16 protein-coding genes and 1 tRNA gene are annotated in these 18,995 nt (G+C 65.6%); 5 read left to right on the forward strand and 12 right to left on the reverse strand.

The features are described 5' to 3' along the window. Nucleotide 1: 1 nt before the first annotated feature. The 10 genes from lepB to KIH07_RS16340 form a co-directional block, all read right to left on the reverse strand. Nucleotides 2-688: a signal peptidase I gene (gene lepB, locus KIH07_RS16295; protein WP_226492972.1), complete on the reverse strand. Its 687-nt coding sequence runs from the start codon at nucleotides 686-688 to the stop codon at nucleotides 2-4. A 20-nt stretch (nucleotides 689-708) separates the two neighbouring features. Continuing rightward, nucleotides 709-3,588 carry a translation initiation factor IF-2 gene (infB, locus tag KIH07_RS16300; RefSeq protein ID WP_226492973.1) on the reverse strand — a complete coding sequence of 960 codons (2,880 nt, stop codon included), beginning with the start codon at nucleotides 3,586-3,588 and terminating at the stop codon, nucleotides 709-711. Nucleotides 3,589-3,619: 31 nt separating this feature from the next. Beyond that, nucleotides 3,620-5,119, reverse strand: coding sequence for a transcription termination factor NusA (nusA, locus tag KIH07_RS16305; RefSeq protein WP_226492974.1), 1,500 nt, complete (start codon nucleotides 5,117-5,119; stop codon nucleotides 3,620-3,622). 79 nt (nucleotides 5,120-5,198) lie between these two features. Next, nucleotides 5,199-5,789 (reverse strand): ribosome maturation factor RimP, encoded by a 591-nt coding sequence (rimP, locus tag KIH07_RS16310; protein ID WP_226492975.1) that lies wholly within the window; start codon nucleotides 5,787-5,789, stop codon nucleotides 5,199-5,201. Between the two features lie 164 nt (nucleotides 5,790-5,953). Continuing rightward, on the reverse strand, nucleotides 5,954-6,175 hold the full coding sequence (locus tag KIH07_RS16315; protein ID WP_226492976.1) for a DUF2788 domain-containing protein: 222 nt from the start codon (nucleotides 6,173-6,175) through the stop codon (nucleotides 5,954-5,956). A gap of 17 nt (nucleotides 6,176-6,192) precedes the next feature. Further along, nucleotides 6,193-6,990: a DUF2189 domain-containing protein gene (locus KIH07_RS16320; protein WP_226492977.1), complete on the reverse strand. Its 798-nt coding sequence runs from the start codon at nucleotides 6,988-6,990 to the stop codon at nucleotides 6,193-6,195. Between the two features lie 101 nt (nucleotides 6,991-7,091). After that, nucleotides 7,092-8,777, reverse strand: coding sequence for an ABC transporter ATP-binding protein (locus tag KIH07_RS16325; protein WP_226492978.1), 1,686 nt, complete (start codon nucleotides 8,775-8,777; stop codon nucleotides 7,092-7,094). After that, nucleotides 8,774-9,802, reverse strand: a complete 1,029-nt coding sequence (locus KIH07_RS16330; protein ID WP_226492979.1) for an ABC transporter permease — start codon at nucleotides 9,800-9,802, stop codon at nucleotides 8,774-8,776. Before KIH07_RS16330 ends, KIH07_RS16325 begins: the two co-directional genes overlap by 4 nt. Before the next feature lie 5 nt (nucleotides 9,803-9,807). After that, nucleotides 9,808-10,833, reverse strand: coding sequence for a microcin C ABC transporter permease YejB (locus KIH07_RS16335; protein WP_226492980.1), 1,026 nt, complete (start codon nucleotides 10,831-10,833; stop codon nucleotides 9,808-9,810). 157 nt (nucleotides 10,834-10,990) lie between these two features. Beyond that, nucleotides 10,991-12,838, reverse strand: a complete 1,848-nt coding sequence (locus KIH07_RS16340; protein WP_226492981.1) for an extracellular solute-binding protein — start codon at nucleotides 12,836-12,838, stop codon at nucleotides 10,991-10,993. Nucleotides 12,839-12,876: 38 nt separating this feature from the next. Between KIH07_RS16340 and fabI the strand changes: the two genes are divergently transcribed. Both fabI and KIH07_RS16350 read left to right on the forward strand, forming a co-directional pair. After that, entirely contained in the window at nucleotides 12,877-13,674 is a 798-nt protein-coding gene (gene fabI, locus KIH07_RS16345; protein ID WP_226492982.1) for an enoyl-ACP reductase FabI, read from the forward strand. Between the two features lie 17 nt (nucleotides 13,675-13,691). Next, nucleotides 13,692-14,576: a DNA ligase gene (locus KIH07_RS16350; RefSeq protein WP_226492983.1), complete on the forward strand. Its 885-nt coding sequence runs from the start codon at nucleotides 13,692-13,694 to the stop codon at nucleotides 14,574-14,576. A 17-nt stretch (nucleotides 14,577-14,593) separates the two neighbouring features. On the opposite strand, the gene KIH07_RS16355 is transcribed toward KIH07_RS16350, so the two are convergent. Together KIH07_RS16355 and KIH07_RS16360 are read right to left on the reverse strand one after the other, a co-directional pair. Next, on the reverse strand, nucleotides 14,594-14,809 hold the full coding sequence (locus KIH07_RS16355) for a YdcH family protein (RefSeq protein WP_226492984.1): 216 nt from the start codon (nucleotides 14,807-14,809) through the stop codon (nucleotides 14,594-14,596). 37 nt (nucleotides 14,810-14,846) lie between these two features. Further along, complete coding sequence (locus tag KIH07_RS16360) at nucleotides 14,847-17,132, reverse strand: arginine/lysine/ornithine decarboxylase (RefSeq protein WP_226492985.1); 2,286 nt, start codon at nucleotides 17,130-17,132, stop codon at nucleotides 14,847-14,849. A 191-nt stretch (nucleotides 17,133-17,323) separates the two neighbouring features. On the opposite strand from KIH07_RS16360, the gene KIH07_RS16365 reads away from it, so the two are divergent. The 3 genes from KIH07_RS16365 to KIH07_RS16375 all read left to right on the forward strand — a co-directional run bounded on the left by KIH07_RS16365 (nucleotide 17,324) and on the right by KIH07_RS16375 (nucleotide 18,903). After that, complete coding sequence (locus tag KIH07_RS16365) at nucleotides 17,324-17,749, forward strand: NfeD family protein (RefSeq protein WP_226492986.1); 426 nt, start codon at nucleotides 17,324-17,326, stop codon at nucleotides 17,747-17,749. A 105-nt stretch (nucleotides 17,750-17,854) separates the two neighbouring features. Then, the gene (locus KIH07_RS16370; protein ID WP_226492987.1) at nucleotides 17,855-18,769 is read left to right on the forward strand and encodes an SPFH domain-containing protein; all 915 of its coding nucleotides are present in this window, start codon (nucleotides 17,855-17,857) and stop codon (nucleotides 18,767-18,769) included. 44 nt (nucleotides 18,770-18,813) lie between these two features. Beyond that, nucleotides 18,814-18,903 (forward strand) — tRNA-Ser (locus KIH07_RS16375). Nucleotides 18,904-18,995: the final 92 nt, after the last annotated feature.

Genomic DNA, 18,995 nt, shown 5'->3' on the forward strand with positions numbered 1-18,995 from the left:
TTCAGACTCCGCTTTCCAGCAGCAACCACCAGCGCTGAGCGCGGGGCACATAGAAGCGCTGCGGATTGTGCGACAGGGCCACGCGCTCGGCGCGGCCCGTGACGCGGTGGACGTCGATGAACCCGATGAAACGCGAGTCCCGGCTGTTGTCGCGGCTGTCGCCCAGCACCAGCACATGCCCTTCGGGCACCTGTACCGGGCCAAACGCGCGGAAATGGTTGAGCGACGGAATCAGCGCGGTCTCGTGCCGGCGCTGGCCGAGGCTTTCAAGCCAGACCTCGACCGACAGCGGCCCCTGTTCGGTGGGCACGGTGCGGGCGCTGTCCAGCAACGACCGCTGTTGCGCGTGGCCGTTGACGATCAGGGTGTTGTCGACCATCTCGACCGTGTCACCGCCGACCGCCACCACGCGTTTGATCAGGTTCAGACCATCGGCGGGTGAGTCGAACGTGATCACATCGCCCGCCTTGGGTTCGGCCCAGCGGGTGATGTGGGCCAGTGTGAAGGGCACGCGCAGGCTGTAGGCCAGCTTGTTCACCACGACACGATCGCCCGCCACCAAGGTGGGGTTCATGGACGAGGACGGCACGTAGTTCCAGTCGGCCACGGCCGAGCGGAACACGAGCATGAAGCCGATGAACAGCATCAGCCCCTTGTACTCTGGCCAGAAACCTTTGGACGGGCGCATGGTGTCTTGTGCTCCAGGCATCAAAGCGTGCGGGCCACTTCTTTGACTTCGAAGAACTCCAGCTGATCACCCTCGCGGATGTCGTTGTAGTTCTTGAGCTTGATACCGCACTCGAAGCCTTCCTTGACTTCGCGCACGTCGTCCTTGAGGCGCTTGAGGGTGTCGATCTCGCCGGTGTAGACCACCACGTTGTCGCGCAGCAGGCGGAAGTGGGCGTTGCGGGTGACCATGCCCGAGGTGACCATACAGCCGGCCACGGTACCGATCTTGGAGGCCACGAACACGGTGCGGATCTCGGCCGAGCCGATGACCTCTTCGCGCTTCTCCGGCGCCAGCATGCCCGACATGGCCGCCTTCAACTCGTCCACGGCGTCGTAGATGATGTTGTAGTAGCGCAGGTCAACGTCGTTGCCCTCGGCCAGCTTGCGTGCGCCCACGTCGGCGCGCACGTTGAAGCCGATGATCACCGCCTTGGAGGCGATGGCCAGGTTGACGTCGGATTCGCTGATGCCGCCGACGCCCGAGAACACCAGCTGCACCTTGACCTCGTCGGTCGAGAGCTTGAGCAGCGAGGCGCCCAGCGCTTCCTGCGAACCCTGCACGTCGGCCTTGACGATGATCGGCAGCACCTTGACTTCGCCGGCGGACATGTCGGTGAACATGTTTTCCAGCTTGGCCGCCTGTTGTTTGGCCAGCTTGGTGTTGCGGAACTTGCCGGCACGGTAGGTGGCGATCTCGCGCGCACGGCGCTCGTCGGTCATCACCATGAAATCGTCGCCGGCCTGAGGCACTTCGGACAGACCCTGGATTTCCACCGGGATGGACGGGCCGGCGGACTTGATGGTCTTGCCGTTCTCGTCGAGCATGGCGCGCACGCGGCCCGAGGTCTGACCGACCAGGATCACGTCGCCGGTCTTGAGCGTGCCGCTCTGCACCAGCACCGTGGCCACCGCGCCGCGTCCTTTGTCCAGACGTGCTTCGATCACCAGACCCTTGGCCATGGCGTCCACCGGCGCTTTGAGCTCCAGCACTTCGGCCTGCAGCAGCACCTGTTCGAGCAACGCGTCCACGCCCTCGCCGGTCTTGGCCGACACGCCCACGAAAGGCACGTCACCACCGAACTCTTCGGGCACGACCTCTTCGGACACCAGTTCCGAGCGCACCTTCTCCAGGTTGATGCCAGGCTTGTCGATCTTGGTCAACGCAACCACCATCGGCACACCCGCCGCTTTCGCGTGCTTGATGGCTTCCTTGGTCTGCGGCATGACGCCGTCGTCGGCCGCACACACCAGAATCACGATGTCGGTGGCCTGTGCACCGCGGGCCCGCATGGCGGTGAACGCCTCGTGACCCGGGGTGTCGAGGAACGAGATCACGCCGCGCGGGGTTTCCACGTGGTAGGCACCGATGTGCTGCGTGATGCCGCCGGCTTCGCCCGCGGCCACTTTGGCGCGGCGGATGTAGTCCAGCAGCGAGGTCTTGCCGTGATCGACGTGACCCATGACAGTGACGACCGGTGCCCGCGGCAGCGACTCGGCTTCGTGTTGGGAGGCGTCCTCGTCGGTGAAGGCTTCCGGGTCGTCCAGCGCGGCCACGACGGCCTTGTGGCCCAGCTCTTCCACCACGATCATGGCGGTGTCCTGGTCCAGCGGCTGGTTGATGGTGACCATCTGGCCGAGCTTCATCAACTGCTTGATGACCTCGGACGACTTCAGACTCATCTTGTGCGCCAGCTCGGCCACCGTGATGGTTTCCGGCACGTGCACTTCGATCACCTTGAACTCGGTCGGCGCCACGAAACTGCTCTGGCCTGCATCACGGCTATCGCGGTCGTTGCGACGGCCACTGCCACCGCGCGGACCACCGCGCCAGTTGGAGCGGCCGGCGCTGGTGTCGCCGCGGGTCTTGATCTCTTTCTTCTTGGCCGCATCGTCCTTCCAGGTGGAGGACAGGTTCTCGGACTTGACTTCCTTCTTCCCGGCCGCGCCCGGCGCAGCCACCGCGCCGGCCGCTGCGGGAGCGGGCTTGCCGGGCGTCCCGGCGGGCTTGTGCAAGGTGCCTTTGATGCCCGCCTTGGGGTCGGGCGTCGGCTCGGGCTTCTTGGCCACCAGGGTCTTGGCCGGGGCGGCCATCATGGCGCGGATGTTCGCGGCTTCGGCCTCGGCCTTGCGGCGACGCTCCAGCAGATCCTGGGCGCGCAGGTCCTCGGTCTTCTTGGCCTCGGCGTTTTTGTCGGCCAGCACACGGGCGGCCGATTCGCGCTCCAGCGAAGCGGTCTTGGCCTGGGTCTGCTTGGCCGCGCGTTCGGCTTGCGCAGCCTCGTCGCTGACGACGGCTTCTTCCGGCTGTGCCGCGGCGGCCAGGGCCGCCGCTTGCGCTGCCTCGGCCTCAGCCGCAGCGCGGGCCCGTTCGGCCTCGGCCTGGCGGGCCTCTTCGGCTTCGCGCTCCATGCGCTTCTGGGTCAACTCTTCTTCCTGACGGCGCAGCAACTCGGCCTGCCGGCGAGCGTCTTCCTCGCGCCGGGTCAGCTCTTCCGAATCCACCACCGGTGCAGGAGCGACCGGCTCCGCGACCGGTTCGGGCGCGGCAGCGATCTCGTCATCGCGCTTGATGAAAGTGCGCTTCTTGCGCACCTCCACCTGGATCGTGCGGGCACGTCCGGTGGCATCGGCCTGCTTGATTTCAGAGGTCGATTTCTTGACGAGGGTGATCTTCTTGCGCTCACCGCCGCCCGTGCCATGGCTGGCCTTGAGGTGGCCCAGCAACATCTGCTTGTCGGATTCGGTGACCGGATCGGTCCCGGACGTCTTGGGAACCCCGGATGCGGAGAGTTGCTCCAGCAAAACGGAGGTGGGCTTGTTCAGCTCGGCAGCCAATTCGGCGACGGTGGTACTTGTCATAGGTTCTTTTCTCCGCTGGGGCCTCCGCTGGTCAATTCGTGGATTGCGCTTCGTCACCGGTGAACCAGTGCGCGCGGGCCAGCATGATCAGCGCGGTGGCCTCTTCAGGCGTCTGTGCGGTGATGTCGGTCAACTCGTCGGTGGCCAGGTCGGCCAGTTCGTCGCGGGTGTGGATGCCCGCATCGGCGAGTTTGCCGATCAGCTCGGGGGTCACGCCTTCGAGGTCGCGCAGGTCCTGCGAGACTTCCTCGACGCTTTCTTCCCGGGCAATTTCCATGGTCAGCAGGGCATCCTTGGCGCGGGTGCGCAGCTCGTTGACCGTGTCCTCGTCAAAGGACTCGATCTCCAGCATTTCCTGCAGCGGCACGTAGGCCACTTCTTCGAGGCTGGTGAAGCCTTCCTCGATCAGGATGTCGGCGATTTCCTGGTCCACGTCCAGCTTGGCCATGAAAATCTTGCGGATGCCGTCGGCCTCTTCGGCCTGCTTCTGGGCCGACTCGTCGGCCGTCATGATGTTGATGCGCCAGCCGGTCAGCTCGGACGCCAGGCGCACGTTCTGGCCGCCGCGGCCAATGGCGATGGCGAGGTTTTCCTCGTCCACCACCACGTCCATGGCGTGGCGCTCTTCGTCGACCACGATGGACTGCACATTGGCCGGCGCCAGGGCGCCGATGACGAACTGGGCCGGGTCTTCGCTCCAGAGCACGATGTCCACGCGCTCGCCGGCGAGTTCGTTGGTCACGCCATTGACGCGAGAACCCCGCACACCCACGCAGGTGCCAATGGGGTCAATGCGCTTGTCGTTGGTGTGCACCGCGATCTTGGCGCGCGAACCGGGGTCGCGGGCGCAGGTCTTGATCTCGAGCAGGCCCTGTTCGATCTCGGGCACTTCCTGGCGGAACAGTTCGATCATGAACTCGGGCGCCGAGCGCGAGAGCAGGATCGGCGCGCCACGCAGGGTGAGGTCGACCTCCATGATCATGGCGCGCACGCGGTCCCCGGTGCGGAAATTTTCCTTGGGAATCATCTCGCCGCGCTTCAGACGCCCTTCGACACGGCCGCTTTCGACGATCAGGTCGCCCTTGTCCATGCGCTTGACGGTGCCGACGAAAATCTTGTCGCCGCGCGACATGAAGTCGTTGAGCAGCATCTCGCGCTCGGCATCGCGGATCTTCTGCAGGATCACCTGCTTGGCGGCCATGGCGCCGATACGGCCGATCGGCACGCTCTCGACCGGCTTTTCGATGTAGTCACCCTCTTCGATGTCGGCGATCTCGTCGCGCGCATCGGTCAGCAGCTCTTCGGCGTCCGGGTTCTGCAGACCGGCCTCATCGGGCACGACGAGCCAGCGACGGAAGGTCTCGTAGGCGCCGGTGTCCGGGTCCATCGCGACACGGATGTCCACATCGCCTTTGTAGAGTTTCTTGGTGGCCGAGGCCAGCGCCAGTTCCACGGCGCCCAGCACCACGTCGCGTTCGACGTTTTTCTCGCGCGAGATGGCATCGATCAGCATCAACATTTCGCGGTTCATATCACTCGCCCACCTTTCCGGATATCGTTTTCAAATTCAAAACAGTTGCTTCCATGCATTTCCACGCTGCGTGCGCCATTCAATGGGGCTCCGCCGCACCTGGGGCCTGCCGGCCCTTGAAATTCACAATGGGCGCCAACCGTGCCTGCTGGACATCGTCCAGCGCAAAGGTCAGCGCCTGCAGGGGCGGCGGCACGCGCTTCTTGCTCACGCGCTGCCCGGGCTTGGGTTCTGGCGCATCGCTCCAGACCACCTGCCACTGCACCCCATCGGCGGCGCGCTCCAGCGTGCCGCGAAATTTTTTCCGATTGGCCGAAACGTCCGTTCCCGTGGCACCGATCGGCGCTCTCAGGGTGATGTCCACCACGTGGCCAACGAAGCGGACGTAATCGATCTCGCGCTTGAGCGGCCGGTCAATGCCCGGCGACCCCACTTCCAGCCTCCGGTACTCCAGCCCCTCAACCTCCAGCAGGTACTGCAGCTGGCGGGTGATTTTCTCGCAATCTTCCACCGTCACGAAACGCTCAACCGGCGCTTCCTGCCCGTCTTGCGGGGCCTGCCATGGCCAGTCGATGGTGACCCGCAGCAAACCACTGGCGGAGCGTTCGAGGTCCACCAGGTCGTAACCCAGTCCGGTGACGGTTTGCTCTACGGTGTCTTGCCAAGCCATCTTGTGTGGTGTCTGCCCTGAGGGTTTGCGTGGAGGGAAAAGCGTTCGGCCAAAAAAAATGGGCCGGTAGTAACCCGCCCATTTGGTCGTGAAGCCGGGATTGTAACCCGTCTACTCCCCCATTGGCAAGATCACACGGCTGGCCAGGCCCCGAGGCGCCGGATTCATATCCCAAGCGCCCATTGGATGATGTTTTTGGCCAGGAAACCCAGCATGCCGAACGACAACACCAGGAAAAGAATGAAGGTTCCGAATTTGCCCGCCTTGGATTCCAGCGCCAGGTTCAACACGATGAACAGCATGTACAGAATGAACGCGCCGACACCGAAGGTCAGCCCGAATTGGGCGATCTGACCTTCGGTGTAGCCAAAAAGGGTGGTTTCCATGATGAAAGTGTTGGGATTCAGGTCGGGGTCGGCGCGGGCGCCTGGGGGGCGGGCGGGCGCTGGCTCAGATCGCAGTAGGCGTGCCAGCTGGCGTGGGCGATCACCGGGATGAGGACGATCAGGCCCAGCAGCGCCGTGAGCATGCCGATGCCGGCCAGCACGGCGATCACCAGTGCCCACAGCGCCATGGGGCCCGGATGGTTCGCCACCGCACGCCAGCTCTCGGCCACCGCCATGCTCACCGGCACCGAGGTGTCCACCAGCATCGGCAGCGCCACCACACTGGACGCATAGACCGGAGCCGCCAGCAGCGCGCCCATCAGCAACCAGACTTCAAACAGGCCAATGTCGCGCACCAGCACCACGTGGCGCAGGAAGTCGACCGGTTTCAGGATCGGTTCGGGCGACCACAGTGTGATCAGGCCCGCGGAGGTGAGCACCCAGCCGGTGCCCGCCAGCCCCAGCAGCAGGCCGAAACGCACCAGCCGGCCGTCGCCCGAGCGCCAGAGCTGGGCCACCTCGGCCATGCCCACGCAGCGACCGCTGCTGCGGGCCCGGCTGACGTGGTACAGCCCGGTGGCCAGGATGGGGGCGACGATGAGAAAGCCCGAAAACGCACCCGCGAGCCACCAGAACTGGTCGCGCGCGGCCCACAGCAGCAGCCAGCCGAAGGCCGCCAGCAGCAGGCCGTGGATCAGGCCCGGTGCCGGGTTGCGCCGCAGATCGGCCCAGCCCAGCGCCAGCCAGCGCAGGGGCGAGCGCAGGGTGACGGGGGCTGGCGAGGTGGTGGCCGGGGGGGATAGCCTGTCGTTCATGCTGATGTCCAGAAGACGGAGGGCCGGGCAAACCGCGTGTTGTAGCCGGTCGGCCCCCGTTTGAGGTTGATAAAAGTCAAGAGGCCACAGTGTGGCCCCTCTCAAGACGATGCTTGAACCAGGATGCGGGTGTAGGAATGCCCGGGCGATTCCAGCACGGTTTGCACGGGCCCTTGCTCGACCACCTGGCCGTCCTTCATGACCAGCACGTCGTGCGCCATGGCCCGGATCACGTCCACATCGTGGGTGATGAGCAGATAGCTCAGGCCGCGCTCGCGCTGCAGGCGCTGCAGCAGGCCCAGCACCTGCTTCTGCACCGTCACATCCAGCGCACTGGTCGGCTCGTCGAGCACCAGCAAGCGCGGCCCCACGATCAGCGCGCGCGCGATGGCCAGGCGCTGGCGCTGGCCACCGGAAAACTCGTGCGGGTAGCGCTGCAGCCAGTCGCTGCCGTGGCGCGGATCGTCCACCAGGCCCACGTCGGCCAACGCGACCACCACCCGCTCCCGCCGCTGGGCGGCAGTGAGTTGCGGCTGGTGCACCAGCAGACCCTCCCCCACGATCTGCTCGATCGTCATGCGCGGCGAGAGCGATGAAAACGGGTCCTGGAACACCACCTGGATGCGCTGTCGCAGGGCGCGGGCCTGCCCCGCACGCAAGGCCTCGGGCCAGCCCTGCCCCGTCACGGCCAGCTCGCCGCCGTGCGGCAGCAGGCCCAGCACCGCCAGGGCCAGCGTGGACTTGCCGGAGCCGGATTCACCGATCACCCCCAGGGTCTGGCCGGGCGCGATGTCCAGGTCGGCGCCCTGCACCGCCACGAACTCGCCTTTTCTGAACCAGCCGCGCACCCCCGGCAAGGGCACGGGGTACCCCACCCGCAGCCCCCGCGCCCGCAACACCGGCTCCGCCGCTGCCTGGGCCGTGGCCGCCACGTCGCGCTCGGGTTTGCTGGCCAGCAGCCTGCGGGTGTAGGCGTGCTGCGGCGCGCCGAACACCTCGGCCACGCTCCCCTGCTCCACCAGATGGCCGCGCTCCATCACCGCCACGCGGTCGGCGAACCGACGCACCAGATTCAGATCGTGGGTGATCAGCAACACCGCCATGCCGTGCTGGCGCTGCAGATCGGCCAGCAGGTCGAGGATCTGGCCGCGCAGACTCACGTCGAGCGCGGTGGTGGGCTCGTCGGCCAGCAGCAGCTTCGGACTGCTGGCCAGCGCCATGGCGATCATGGCGCGCTGGCGCTGGCCGCCACTGAGTTGGTGCGGGAAGGCGTTGGCACGCCGCGCCGGCTCGGGAATGCCGGTGGAGGCCAGCAACTCGACCGTGGCCGCCAGCGCCTGCCTGGGCGTGAGGCCCTTCTTGAGCTGCAGCACCTCGCCGATCTGGTCGCCCACGGTGTAGAGCGGGTTGAGCGCGGTCATGGGTTCCTGGAAGATGATGGCCACCTCGTCGCCACGCACGCCGCGCAACTGGTGTTCGCTCATCCGCAGCAGATCGCGCCCTTGCAGCAGCGCCGAGCCGCTGACCTCGGCGTTGTGCACCAGGCGCAGCAGCGAAAGCGCCGAAACCGTCTTGCCCGAGCCGGACTCTCCCACCAGGGCCAGCTTTTCGCCGGCCCGGATGGAGAAATCGATGCCGTGCACGACTTCCTGGCCACCGAACGCCACACGCAAACCTTTGACGTCGAGCAGCGCAGGGCCGAGCCCCGCCGCCGGGCCGCCCCAAGGCGGGGCTGCCCCCTCAGGGGGCCGCGAACCACGCGCAGCGGGGAGCGTGGGGGCGCTCATTGGTCGGCCTTGCGTGGATCGAGCGCATCGCGCAACGCGTCGCCCATGAAGGTCAGCAGCAGCAGCGTGATCACCAGCACGGCGAAGGTGGACATGGAGATCCACCAGGCGTCGATGTTGTTCTTGCCCTGGCTGAGCAGCTCGCCCAGCGACGGCGTGCCCGGCGGCACGCCCAGACCCAGGAAATCCAGCGACGTGAGCGCCAGGATGGCGGCGCTCATGCGGAACGGCAAGAAGGTCACGACCGGCGTGAGGCTGTTGGGCAAGACATGGCGCCAGATGATCTGCCAGTTCGACAGGCCCAGGGCACGGGCGGCCCGCACGTAGTCGAGCTGGCGATTGCGCAGGAATTCCGCGCGCACATAGTCCGACAGACCCATCCAGCCAAACAGGCTCAGCAGGATCAGCAACAGGCTGAGGCTGGGCGCGAACACGGCGGAGAAGATGATGAGCAGGTAAAGCTCGGGCATGGAGCCCCAGATTTCGATGAAACGCTGGAACGCCAGGTCGGTCTTGCCACCAAAGAAGCCCTGGATGGCCCCCGTGACCACCCCCAGCGCCACACCGATGGCGGTGAGTGCCAGTCCAAACAGCACGCTGACGCGAAAACCGTAGATCAATTGGGCCAGCAGGTCGCGCCCGCGGTCGTCGGTGCCAAACAGGTTGTCGCGGGTGGGCGATGAGGGGTTGGGCTCTTTCGCGAAGTAGTTGAGTGTCTTCGGGCCATAGGGGTTGGGCGCGTAGAGCGCCCAGTTGTCGCCCCGGCTCAGTTGTTCGCGAATGAAGGGGTCCAGGTAATCGGTGGTGGTTTCGAAGTCGCCCCCGAACACGGTTTCCGGATAGTCGCGCACCATGGGAAAGTAGGTTTGCCCCTCGTAGCGCACGAGCAACGGCCGGTCGTTGGACAACAGCTCGGCGAACAGGCTGGCCACCACCAGCACGCAAAAGATCACCAGACTCCAGTAACCCAGGCGGTTGCGTTTGAAGCGCTGCCAGGCGCGGCGGGAGGGGGAAGCGGCGGCCATTTCGCTCAATCAAACTTGACGCGCGGGTCCACCCACACGTAGCAGAGATCGGAAACCAGCTTGGTCACCAGCCCGATCAGCGTGAAGAAGAACAGCGTTCCCAGCACCACGGGGTAGTCGCGCCGGATCACGCTCTCGTAGCTCAGCAGGCCCAGACCGTCCAGCGAGAACAGGGTCTCGATCAGCAGCGAGCCGGCGAAAAACGCACCGATGAAGGCCGACGGAAAGCCGGTGACGATGGGAATGAGCGCGTTGCGAAAGATGTGCTTCCACAGCACCTGGCGCTCGCTCAGGCCCTTGGCGCGTGCCGTCACCACATACTGTTTGCGGATTTCCTCCAGGAAGGCGTTCTTGGTCAACATGGCCGTGACCGCGAAACTGCCCAGCACCATGGCCGTCACCGGCAGGGTGATGTGCCAGAGGTAGTCCACGATGCGCGCCCCCCAGCTGAGCTCCTCCCAGTTGGACGAGGTGAGGCCGCGCAGCGGAAACCACTGCAATTGCCCGCCAAAGATCACCAGCAGCGCCACACCCAGCACAAAACCGGGGATCGCGTAGCCCACCAGCACCAGCAGCGTGGTGACCAGATCGAAGCGCGAACCGGCCCGCACCGCCTTCGCCACCCCCAGCGGCACGGCCACCAGGTAGCTGATGAAGAAGGTCCACAGGCCCAGACTGATCGACACCGGCAGCTTTTCGATGATGAGTTCCGACACCGCCTTGTTCTGGAAGAAACTGGTGCCCAGGTCAAACCGCGCGAACTGCCCCAGCATCTGAACGAAGCGCTGGTGGGCCGGCTTGTCAAAGCCGTACAGCGCCTTGATCTGCTCCAGCCGCTGCGGGTCCACGCCCTGGGCGCCGCGGTACACCGAGCCCCCTTCGGCGCCGCCGCCCCGCCCGGTGCGCGCCTCGGCCAGGTACTGGTCCACCGGCCCGCCGGGCACGAACTGGATCACCACGAAGGTGAGCAACAGGACCCCGAACAGCGTCGGGATCATGAGCAGGAGGCGTTTGAGGATGTAGACCCACATGGTCAGTTTGTAACCGATGACGGGCCTGCACCAGCAGTTTTCCGGAGCGCGTCACGCCCGCCGGGAACGCCGCGGAACCGCCCTTCGACAAGCTCTGGCCGGGTCGCTGGCGTTGCTCCCTCGTGGGGGTGACGTGCAAAACGCGGCGCGGGGGTGATCACCGCTTGCTCCACCAGGTATCGATCGCCCAGGTTTCCCCGGCGGCGTAAGGCGGCATGTCTTTCGGTCGCTCCAGCCGCCAGGCGTTGTAGACCATGCGGTGGGTGGTCGCGGACCACTGCGGGATCAGGTAGTGGCTGTGGCTGATGACGCGGTCCAGCGCCCGGCAGGCGGCCAGGAACTCCGGCTTCGAGCGGGCGTTGGTCATGCGCGCGATGAGGGTGTCCACCGCCGGGTTGTTCACGCCGGCGAAGTTGCCGGAGTCTTCGGTTTTTGCGGCCTGGCTACCGAACAGGTCGGCGTATTCGGCGCCGGGGTTGTGCGTGCCGCCGAAGGCGATGGAGATGATGTCGAAGTCGAAACCGCGCAGCCGCTGCTGGTACAGCGCGAAATCCACGGGCCGGAACTTCAGTTGAATGCCGAGCTTTTCGAGGTTGCGCGCCCAGGGCATGACCACCCGGACCCCGGTTTCGGCGCTGTCCAGGTACTCCAGCACCATGGCCTGTCCCTGCGCGTTGCGCAGCTGCCCCCCCTGCACGGTCCAGCCCGCCTCACGCAACAGCGCCTGGGCGCGGCGCAGGTTGGACCGCAGCGAATGCCCGCCATCGGTGCGCGGCGGGGTGTACATGGGCCCGAAGGCCGCCGCAGGCAATTGAGCGCGCCAACGCTGCATGAGCGCCAGTTCATCCGGCCCGGGCTCCCCGGTGGGCGAACAGTCGGTGTTGCCGAACAGACCCTGCACCCGCTGGTAGGAGCCGTAGAACATCTGGCGGTTCATCCACTCGTAGTCCATCGCCAGCCCCAGCGCCTCGCGCACGCGGATGTCGGCGAGCAGCGGACGGCGGGTGTTGAGCACATAGCTCTGGAAACCCATGGGCAGGCGGTGGTTGAACTCGGCCTTGACCAGTTCGCCGGTGTTGAAGCGTTTGCCGCTGACCCGGCGCGCCCAGTCGCCGGCCGAGAAGAAGCGCATCAGATCGAACTCGCCCGCCTTCAGCGCTTCCAGCCGCGCGGTGTTGTCCTTGTAGATCTTGACCGTGATGCGGTCGAAGTTGGCGGTGCCCCGACGCACCGGCAGGTCGCGCGCCCAGTAGGCCGGGTCGCGCACGTAGGTAATGTCCTTGCCGAACTGCACCGGGCCGATCCTGTAGGGGCCACTGCCGATGGGCAGGTCCATCACCACCTGGTCGAAGGTCTTGCGTTGACCGGTTTTGGGATCCTTGGTATCGCCCCAGGCGCGGCTGAACACCGGCAGCCCGCCCACGGTGAGCGGCAGTTCGCGGTTGGGCTTCTTGAAACGGTAGCGCACGGTGCGCTCGTCCAGCACATCCAGCCCGGCCACGTCCTCAAGGATGGTCTTGTAGGCGGGCGAGGTGTATGGCCCCATCAGGGTGTCAAAGCTGTGTTTCACATCGGCGGCCAGCACCGGGTCACCGTTGTGGAAACGGGCCTCGCGCCGCAGGCGGAAGGTGACCGACAGGCCGTCGCTGGCCGCGCTCACGTCTTCGGCCAGCAGGCCGTAGCCGGCCCCGGTTTCGTCCAGCGAGCCGGTCAGAAGCGTGTCGAACATCAGGTCCGACAGATAGGCCGGCGCATTGCCGCGCAAGGTGAACGGGTTGTACTTGTCGAAAGTCGATACCCGCAGATTGCTCACCAGCCGCAGCTCACCGCCTTTGGGTGCGGCCGGATTCACATAGGCGAAATGCGCGAACCCATCCGGGTACTTCAAATCACCCCACAGGGCATAACCGTGTGCCGCCCAGGCGCCCGGGCTGAACCACAACGCCACGGCGGCCGCGCACAAGCTGAACCAGCGTGAACGAAGGCGGAGGCGGAAAAAGCGCATGCGACAATTCTGCTGGAAATTTCTCTGGAGTTTGAGCAATGGGTTTTCTCGCTGGCAAGAAACTGCTGATCACGGGTGTGCTGTCCAACCGCTCCATCGCTTACGGCGTCGCCAAAGCCTGCCACGCGCAAGGTGCCGAGCTCGCGTTCAGCTACGTGGGTGAGCGTTTCAAGGACCGCATCACCGAGTTCGCGGCCGAATTCGACTCCCAGCTGATTTTCGATTGCGACGTGAGCGACGACGCGCAGATCGACCGGATGTTCGCCGATCTGGCGCAGGCCTGGCCCAGGTTCGACGGCTTCGTGCACAGCATCGGTTTCGCTCCACGCGAAGCCATCGCCGGTGATTTTCTCGACGGCCTGTCGCGCGAGAACTTCCGCGTCGCCCACGACATCAGCGCCTACAGCTTCCCAGCCATGGCCAAGGCGGCCCTGCCCTACCTCAACGACCGCGCCGCCCTGCTCACGCTGAGCTACCTGGGCGCCCTGCGCATCATTCCCCACTACAACACCATGGGCCTGGCCAAGGCCAGCCTGGAAGCCTCGGTGCGCTACCTGGCCGAATCGCTGGGACCGCGGGGCATGCGCGTCAACGGCATCAGCGCCGGCCCGATCAAGACCCTGGCCGCCAGCGGCATCAAGGACTTCGGCAAGCTGCTGGGCATGGTCGCGGCCGCCTCGCCCCTGCGCCGCAACATCACCATCGACGACGTGGGCAACGTGGCCGCCTTCCTCCTGTCCGATCTGGCCTCGGGCGTCACGGCCGAGATCACCTATGTGGATGGCGGCTTCAGCCAGACCGCAGGCGCCAGCCGCGACAGCGAACCGGTGGCCTGAGCACCGCTCGCCCCCCGATGCTTCGCCGCCGGCCGTTTCTAGCGCTGCTGGGCGCCGCCTTGGCAGCGCCGCGCTGGGCCGCGGCCAAAGACCAACCCGCGCTCATGCTGGCCGGGGTGTACCGGCCCGGCGTGCGGCTCGACGCCTATTGGGTCAGTGAAAAATACGATGGGTTGCGGGGCTATTGGGACGGCCAGCGGCTGCTGACCCGTGGTGGCGAAGTGGTGCAGACGCCCGCCTGGTTCACCGCGGGCTGGCCGGCCCAGCCCATGGACGGCGAGCTCTGGGCCGGTCGGGGCCGGTTCGAGCAGACGATGTCCACCGTGCGGCAGCAGACACCCGACGACGAGGCCTGGCGCGCGATCCGTTTCATGGTGTTTGACTTGCCCGCGCACCCGGGCACCTTCTCGGAACGGCTGCAGGCCTACCGGCAGCAAGTGGCGCGACTGGGCCAAGCCTGGGTGCAGGCGGTGCCGCAGGAGCGGGTGGGCAGCCACGCGGCCCTGATGGCCCGGCTGGACCGCGTGGTGCGCGACGGGGGCGAGGGTTTGATGCTGCACCGCGGCGATTCGCTCTACCGCGGCGTTCGCAGCGACGATCTGCTCAAGCTCAAGACCCACGAAGACGCCGAGGCCCAAGTCGTGGCCCACCTGCCGGGCCGGGGCAAATACGCGGGTCTCATGGGGGCCTTGCTGGTGCAGACCCCCGACGGTCGGCGCTTCCGCCTGGGCTCCGGGTTCAGCGATGCCCAGCGCCGCCACCCACCGGCGGTGGGCGCCTGGGTCACGTACCGTTTTCGGGGTCTGCACGAGAGCGGGTTGCCCCGCTTTGCCAGTTTTGCGCGTGTGCGCGAAGGCCTGGATCTGAACGCGCCGGACGGTGCGGCGGCTCAGCGGCCCTGAGCCAGGGCCTTGGGTGCTCAGGAATCGGCCTGACGCAGCAGACCGTAGATCTGGTCCTTGAGCATCAGCTTTTCCTTTTTCAACGCTTCAATCTGGATCTGCGTGGCAGGCTCGATGTGCGCTTCCATATTTCGGATGGTCTGGTCCAGTGCATTGTGTTTGTCGAACAGGCGTGTGAAGTGAACATCGTGGCTCTTGAGCCTTGAGATCAGTTCTCGGTATTCTGGAAACATGGGTGCTCCTTGCTGAACCGGGTTGGAAAAGCACAGGTTACCCCGCCTTCACGCAATCGGCAAAGTAGTGCTTGCGCCCATCGTCGCCCACCACCTCCACCAGGCCGTGGATGTCGGTTTCGAAGCCCGGGCACTGGGTGTTGAACTCGCGCGCGAACTTCAGGTAGTCCACGATCTTCTTGTTGAAGACCTCGCCCGGGATCAGCAGCGGGATGCCGGGCGGGTACGGCGTGACCAGGCTGGTGGTGATGCGGCCTTCGAGCTCGTCGATCGGCACCCGCTCGGTGGTGCGGTGCGCGATGTGCGCGAAGGCGTCGCTGGGCTTCATGGCGGGCGTGAGGTCGCTCAGGTACATCTCGGTGGTCAGGCGCGCGATGTCGTAGCGCGCGTACAGCGCGTGCACGTGCTGGCACAGGTCGCGCAGCCCCATCTGTTCGTAGCGCGGATGTTTCTGGCAGAACTCGGGCAGGATGCGCCACATGGGCTGGTTCTTGGCGTAGTCGTCCTTGAACTGCTGCAGCGCGGTCAGCAAGGTGTTCCAGCGGCCCTTGGTGATGCCGATGGTGAACATGATGAAGAAGCTGTAGAGCCCGGTCTTTTCCACCACCACGCCGTGCTCGGCCAGGAACTTGGTGACGATGGAGGCGGGAATGCCGGTGGTCTCGAAGCGGCCGTCCAGGTTCAGGCCCGGCGTGACGATGGTGGCCTTGATCGGGTCGAGCATGTTGAAGCCCGGCGCCATGTCGCCGAAGCCGTGCCAGTCCTTGGCCGTGGCCTGCGAGCCCGACGGGTCGGGGTTGAGCACCCAGTCGGTCGCTTCGCCCATGCCCTCATCGGCCAGATCGTCCGGGCCCCAGACCTGGAACCACCAGTCGTCCTGGCCAAACTCGGCGTCGATCTTGCGCATGGCGCGGCGGAAGTCCAGCGCTTCGAAAATGCTCTCTTCGACCAGCGCCTTGCCCCCGGGCGGCTCCATCATGGCCGCGGCCACGTCGCAGCTGGCGATGATCGCGTACTGTGGGCTGGTGCTGGTGTGCATCAGGTAGGCCTCGTTGAAGAGGTGGCGGTCGAGCTTGACGTGCTGCGAGTCCTGCACCAGCACGTGGCTGGCCTGGCTGATGCCGGCCAGCAGCTTGTGGATGGACTGCGTGGCGTACACCACCGACTCCATCGGGCGCGCCCGCTTCTTGCCCATGGCGTGGAAATTGCCGTAGAACGGGTGGAACGCCGCGTGCGGCAGCCAGGCCTCGTCAAAGTGCAGGTTGGCCACGTAGCCATCGAGCATCTGCTTGATGGCCTCGGTGTTGTAGAGCACGCCGTCGTAGGTGGACTGGGTGAGCGTGAGCACGCGCGGCTTCACGGTATCGGCATCGACACCCGCGAGCAGCGGGTTGGCGCGGATCTTGGCCTTGATCGCATCGATCTCGAATTCGCTCTGCGGGATCGGGCCGATGATGCCGTAGTGGTTGCGCGTGGGTTTCAGAAAGACGGGGATCGCGCCCGTCATGATGATGCTGTGCAGGATGGATTTGTGGCAGTTGCGGTCCACCACCACCACATCACCCGGCGCCACCGTGTGGTGCCAGACCATCTTGTTGCTGGTGCTGGTGCCGTTGGTGACGAAGAAGCAGTGGTCGGCGTTGAAGATGCGCGCTGCGTTGCGCTCGCTCGCACCGATCGCGCCGTTGTGGTCCAGCAGCTGGCCCAGCTCTTCCACCGCGTTGCAGACGTCGGCGCGCAGCATGTTTTCGCCGAAGAACTGGTGGAACATCTGGCCCACCGGGCTCTTCAGGAACGCCACGCCACCCGAATGCCCCGGGCAGTGCCACGAATAGGAACCGTCCTCGGCGTAGTCCAGCAGCGCCTTGAAGAACGGCGGCTGGATGCCTTCGAGGTAGCTCTTGGCCTCCCGGATGATGTGACGCGCCACGAACTCCGGCGTGTCCTCGAACATGTGGATGAAGCCGTGCAGCTCGCGCAGGATGTCGTTGGGCAGGTGGCGGCTGGTCTTGGTTTCGCCGTAGATGTAGATCGGCACGTCGGCGTTCTTGCGGCGAACCTCTTCGATGAAGTTGCGCAGGTTCAGCACCACCGGATCGAGATCGTCCCCGTGGCTGAACTCTTCGTCGTCGATGGAGAGGATGAACGCGCTGGCCCGGCTCTGCTGCTGGGCGAACTGGCTCATGTCGCCGTAGCTGGTGACCCCGACCACTTCGAAGCCCTCGGTTTCGATCGCCTGCGCCAGCGCGCGAATGCCCAGACCCGAGGTGTTCTCGGAGCGGAAGTCCTCGTCGATGATGACGATGGGAAAACGGAATTTCATGGCAATCTCCAGCCGCAGGACGACTCTCGGGTTCAAAAGAAACTAGGCAGGCGCGAAGTGTACGGAAAACAGGGGCGGCGCCCTGGGGCGCCCGGCCTTTTGGCGCAGAATGTGGCGCTGGTTACACAAACGTTTCGCCGTGGCCCGGGCCTGCGGCGATGTCATGTCTTTTTGATCGGGCGGTGGTATTCATGTCGGATTCAACCCTTTGGTGGCTGCTGGCCGGTTCCACGGTGGCGCTGGAGCTGTTCACGGGCACGTTCTACCTGCTGATGCTGGCCGTGGGCATGGTCGCCGCCGCCCTGGTGGCCCACACCGGCGCCGGAACCGCGACCCAGCTGATCACCGCCGCGGTGGTCGGGTCGGCCGCCGTGGTGGGCTGGTATCTGATCAAGCGGCGCAGCCCGGCCGACCCATCGGTGCGCGCCATGCGCAGCGTGAACCTGGATGTGGGCGAGGTGCTGCAGATCGAAGAATGGCAGGCCGACGGCACCGCCCTGGTGAAGTACCGGGGCGCGCAATGGACCGTGATCCAGCGCCCGGGCAACGCGGCGGTGCCGGGCGCCTACCGGGTGGCCGAGCTGGTGGGCAACCGCCTGCTGGTGGAAAAGGTCTGAGAGGCCGAGGCGGCCGCTGGCGGCGCAGCCGCAGCCCATTCTTCAAACCCGCGCACAACTGCGCTACCCTCCCCCCCTCCTCAACTTTTCACAAAGCGACAAGTCATGGAAATTGCCGTCATCCTGTTCGTCATCGCCGCGATCTTCATCACCCGCTCGATCAAGGTCGTGCCCCAGCAGAACGCCTGGGTGGTTGAACGCCTGGGCAAGTACCACTCTTCCCTGGCGCCCGGCCTGAACCTCCTCGTGCCCTTCGTCGACAAAGTGGCCTACAAGCACAGCCTGAAGGAAATCCCGCTGGACGTGCCCAGCCAGGTCTGCATCACGCGCGACAACACCCAGCTGCAGGTGGACGGCATCCTGTACTTCCAGGTCACCGACCCGATGCGCGCCAGCTACGGCTCGTCCAACTACATCATCGCCGTCACCCAGTTGGCGCAGACGTCGCTGCGCTCGGTCATCGGCAAGCTCGAACTCGACAAGACCTTCGAAGAGCGTGACATCATCAACGCCCAGGTGGTGCACGCCATCGACGAGGCCGCGCTTAACTGGGGCGTGAAGGTGCTGCGCTATGAAATCAAGGACCTCACACCGCCCAAGGAAATCCTGCTGGCCATGCAGGCGCAGATCACCGCCGAGCGCGAGAAGCGGGCCCTGATCGCCGCCTCCGAAGGCCGCCGCCAGGAGCAGATCAACATCGCGACCGGCGAGCGCGAGGCCTTCATCGCCCGCTCCGAGGGTGAAAAGCAGGCCGCCATCAACAACGCCCAGGGCGAGGCCGCGGCCATCACCGCAGTGGCCGACGCCACCGCACAGGCCATCGAACGCATCGCCACCGCCATCCGCCAGCCCGGCGGTGAGCAGGCGGTGCAGCTCAAAGTGGCCGAACGCGCCGTCGATGCCTATGGCAAGGTCGCCGCGGACGCCACCACCACCCTCATCATTCCCGGCAACATGACCGAGGTCGCGGGCCTGATCGGCTCGGCGATGAAGATGATCGGCACCGGCAAAGCGGCCTGATGCCAAAAACAGGCCTCGCCGCCTGCTACAATGCAAGGCTTCGCGGAGAGGTGGATGAGCGGTTTAAGTCGCACGCCTGGAAAGCGTGTGTGGGCTAATCCCCACCGCGGGTTCGAATCCCGCCCTCTCCGCCAGTGACATTGCAAAAAGCGCCTTTCGAGGCGCTTTTTTGCATCATGGCTCGAACGAGGGGATGCTCCGCCACGATGGCGTACCGGGGTTGACC

Origin of the sequence: Hydrogenophaga taeniospiralis (assembly GCF_020510445.1) — a bacterium.
GTDB lineage: Bacteria > Pseudomonadota > Gammaproteobacteria > Burkholderiales > Burkholderiaceae_C > Hydrogenophaga.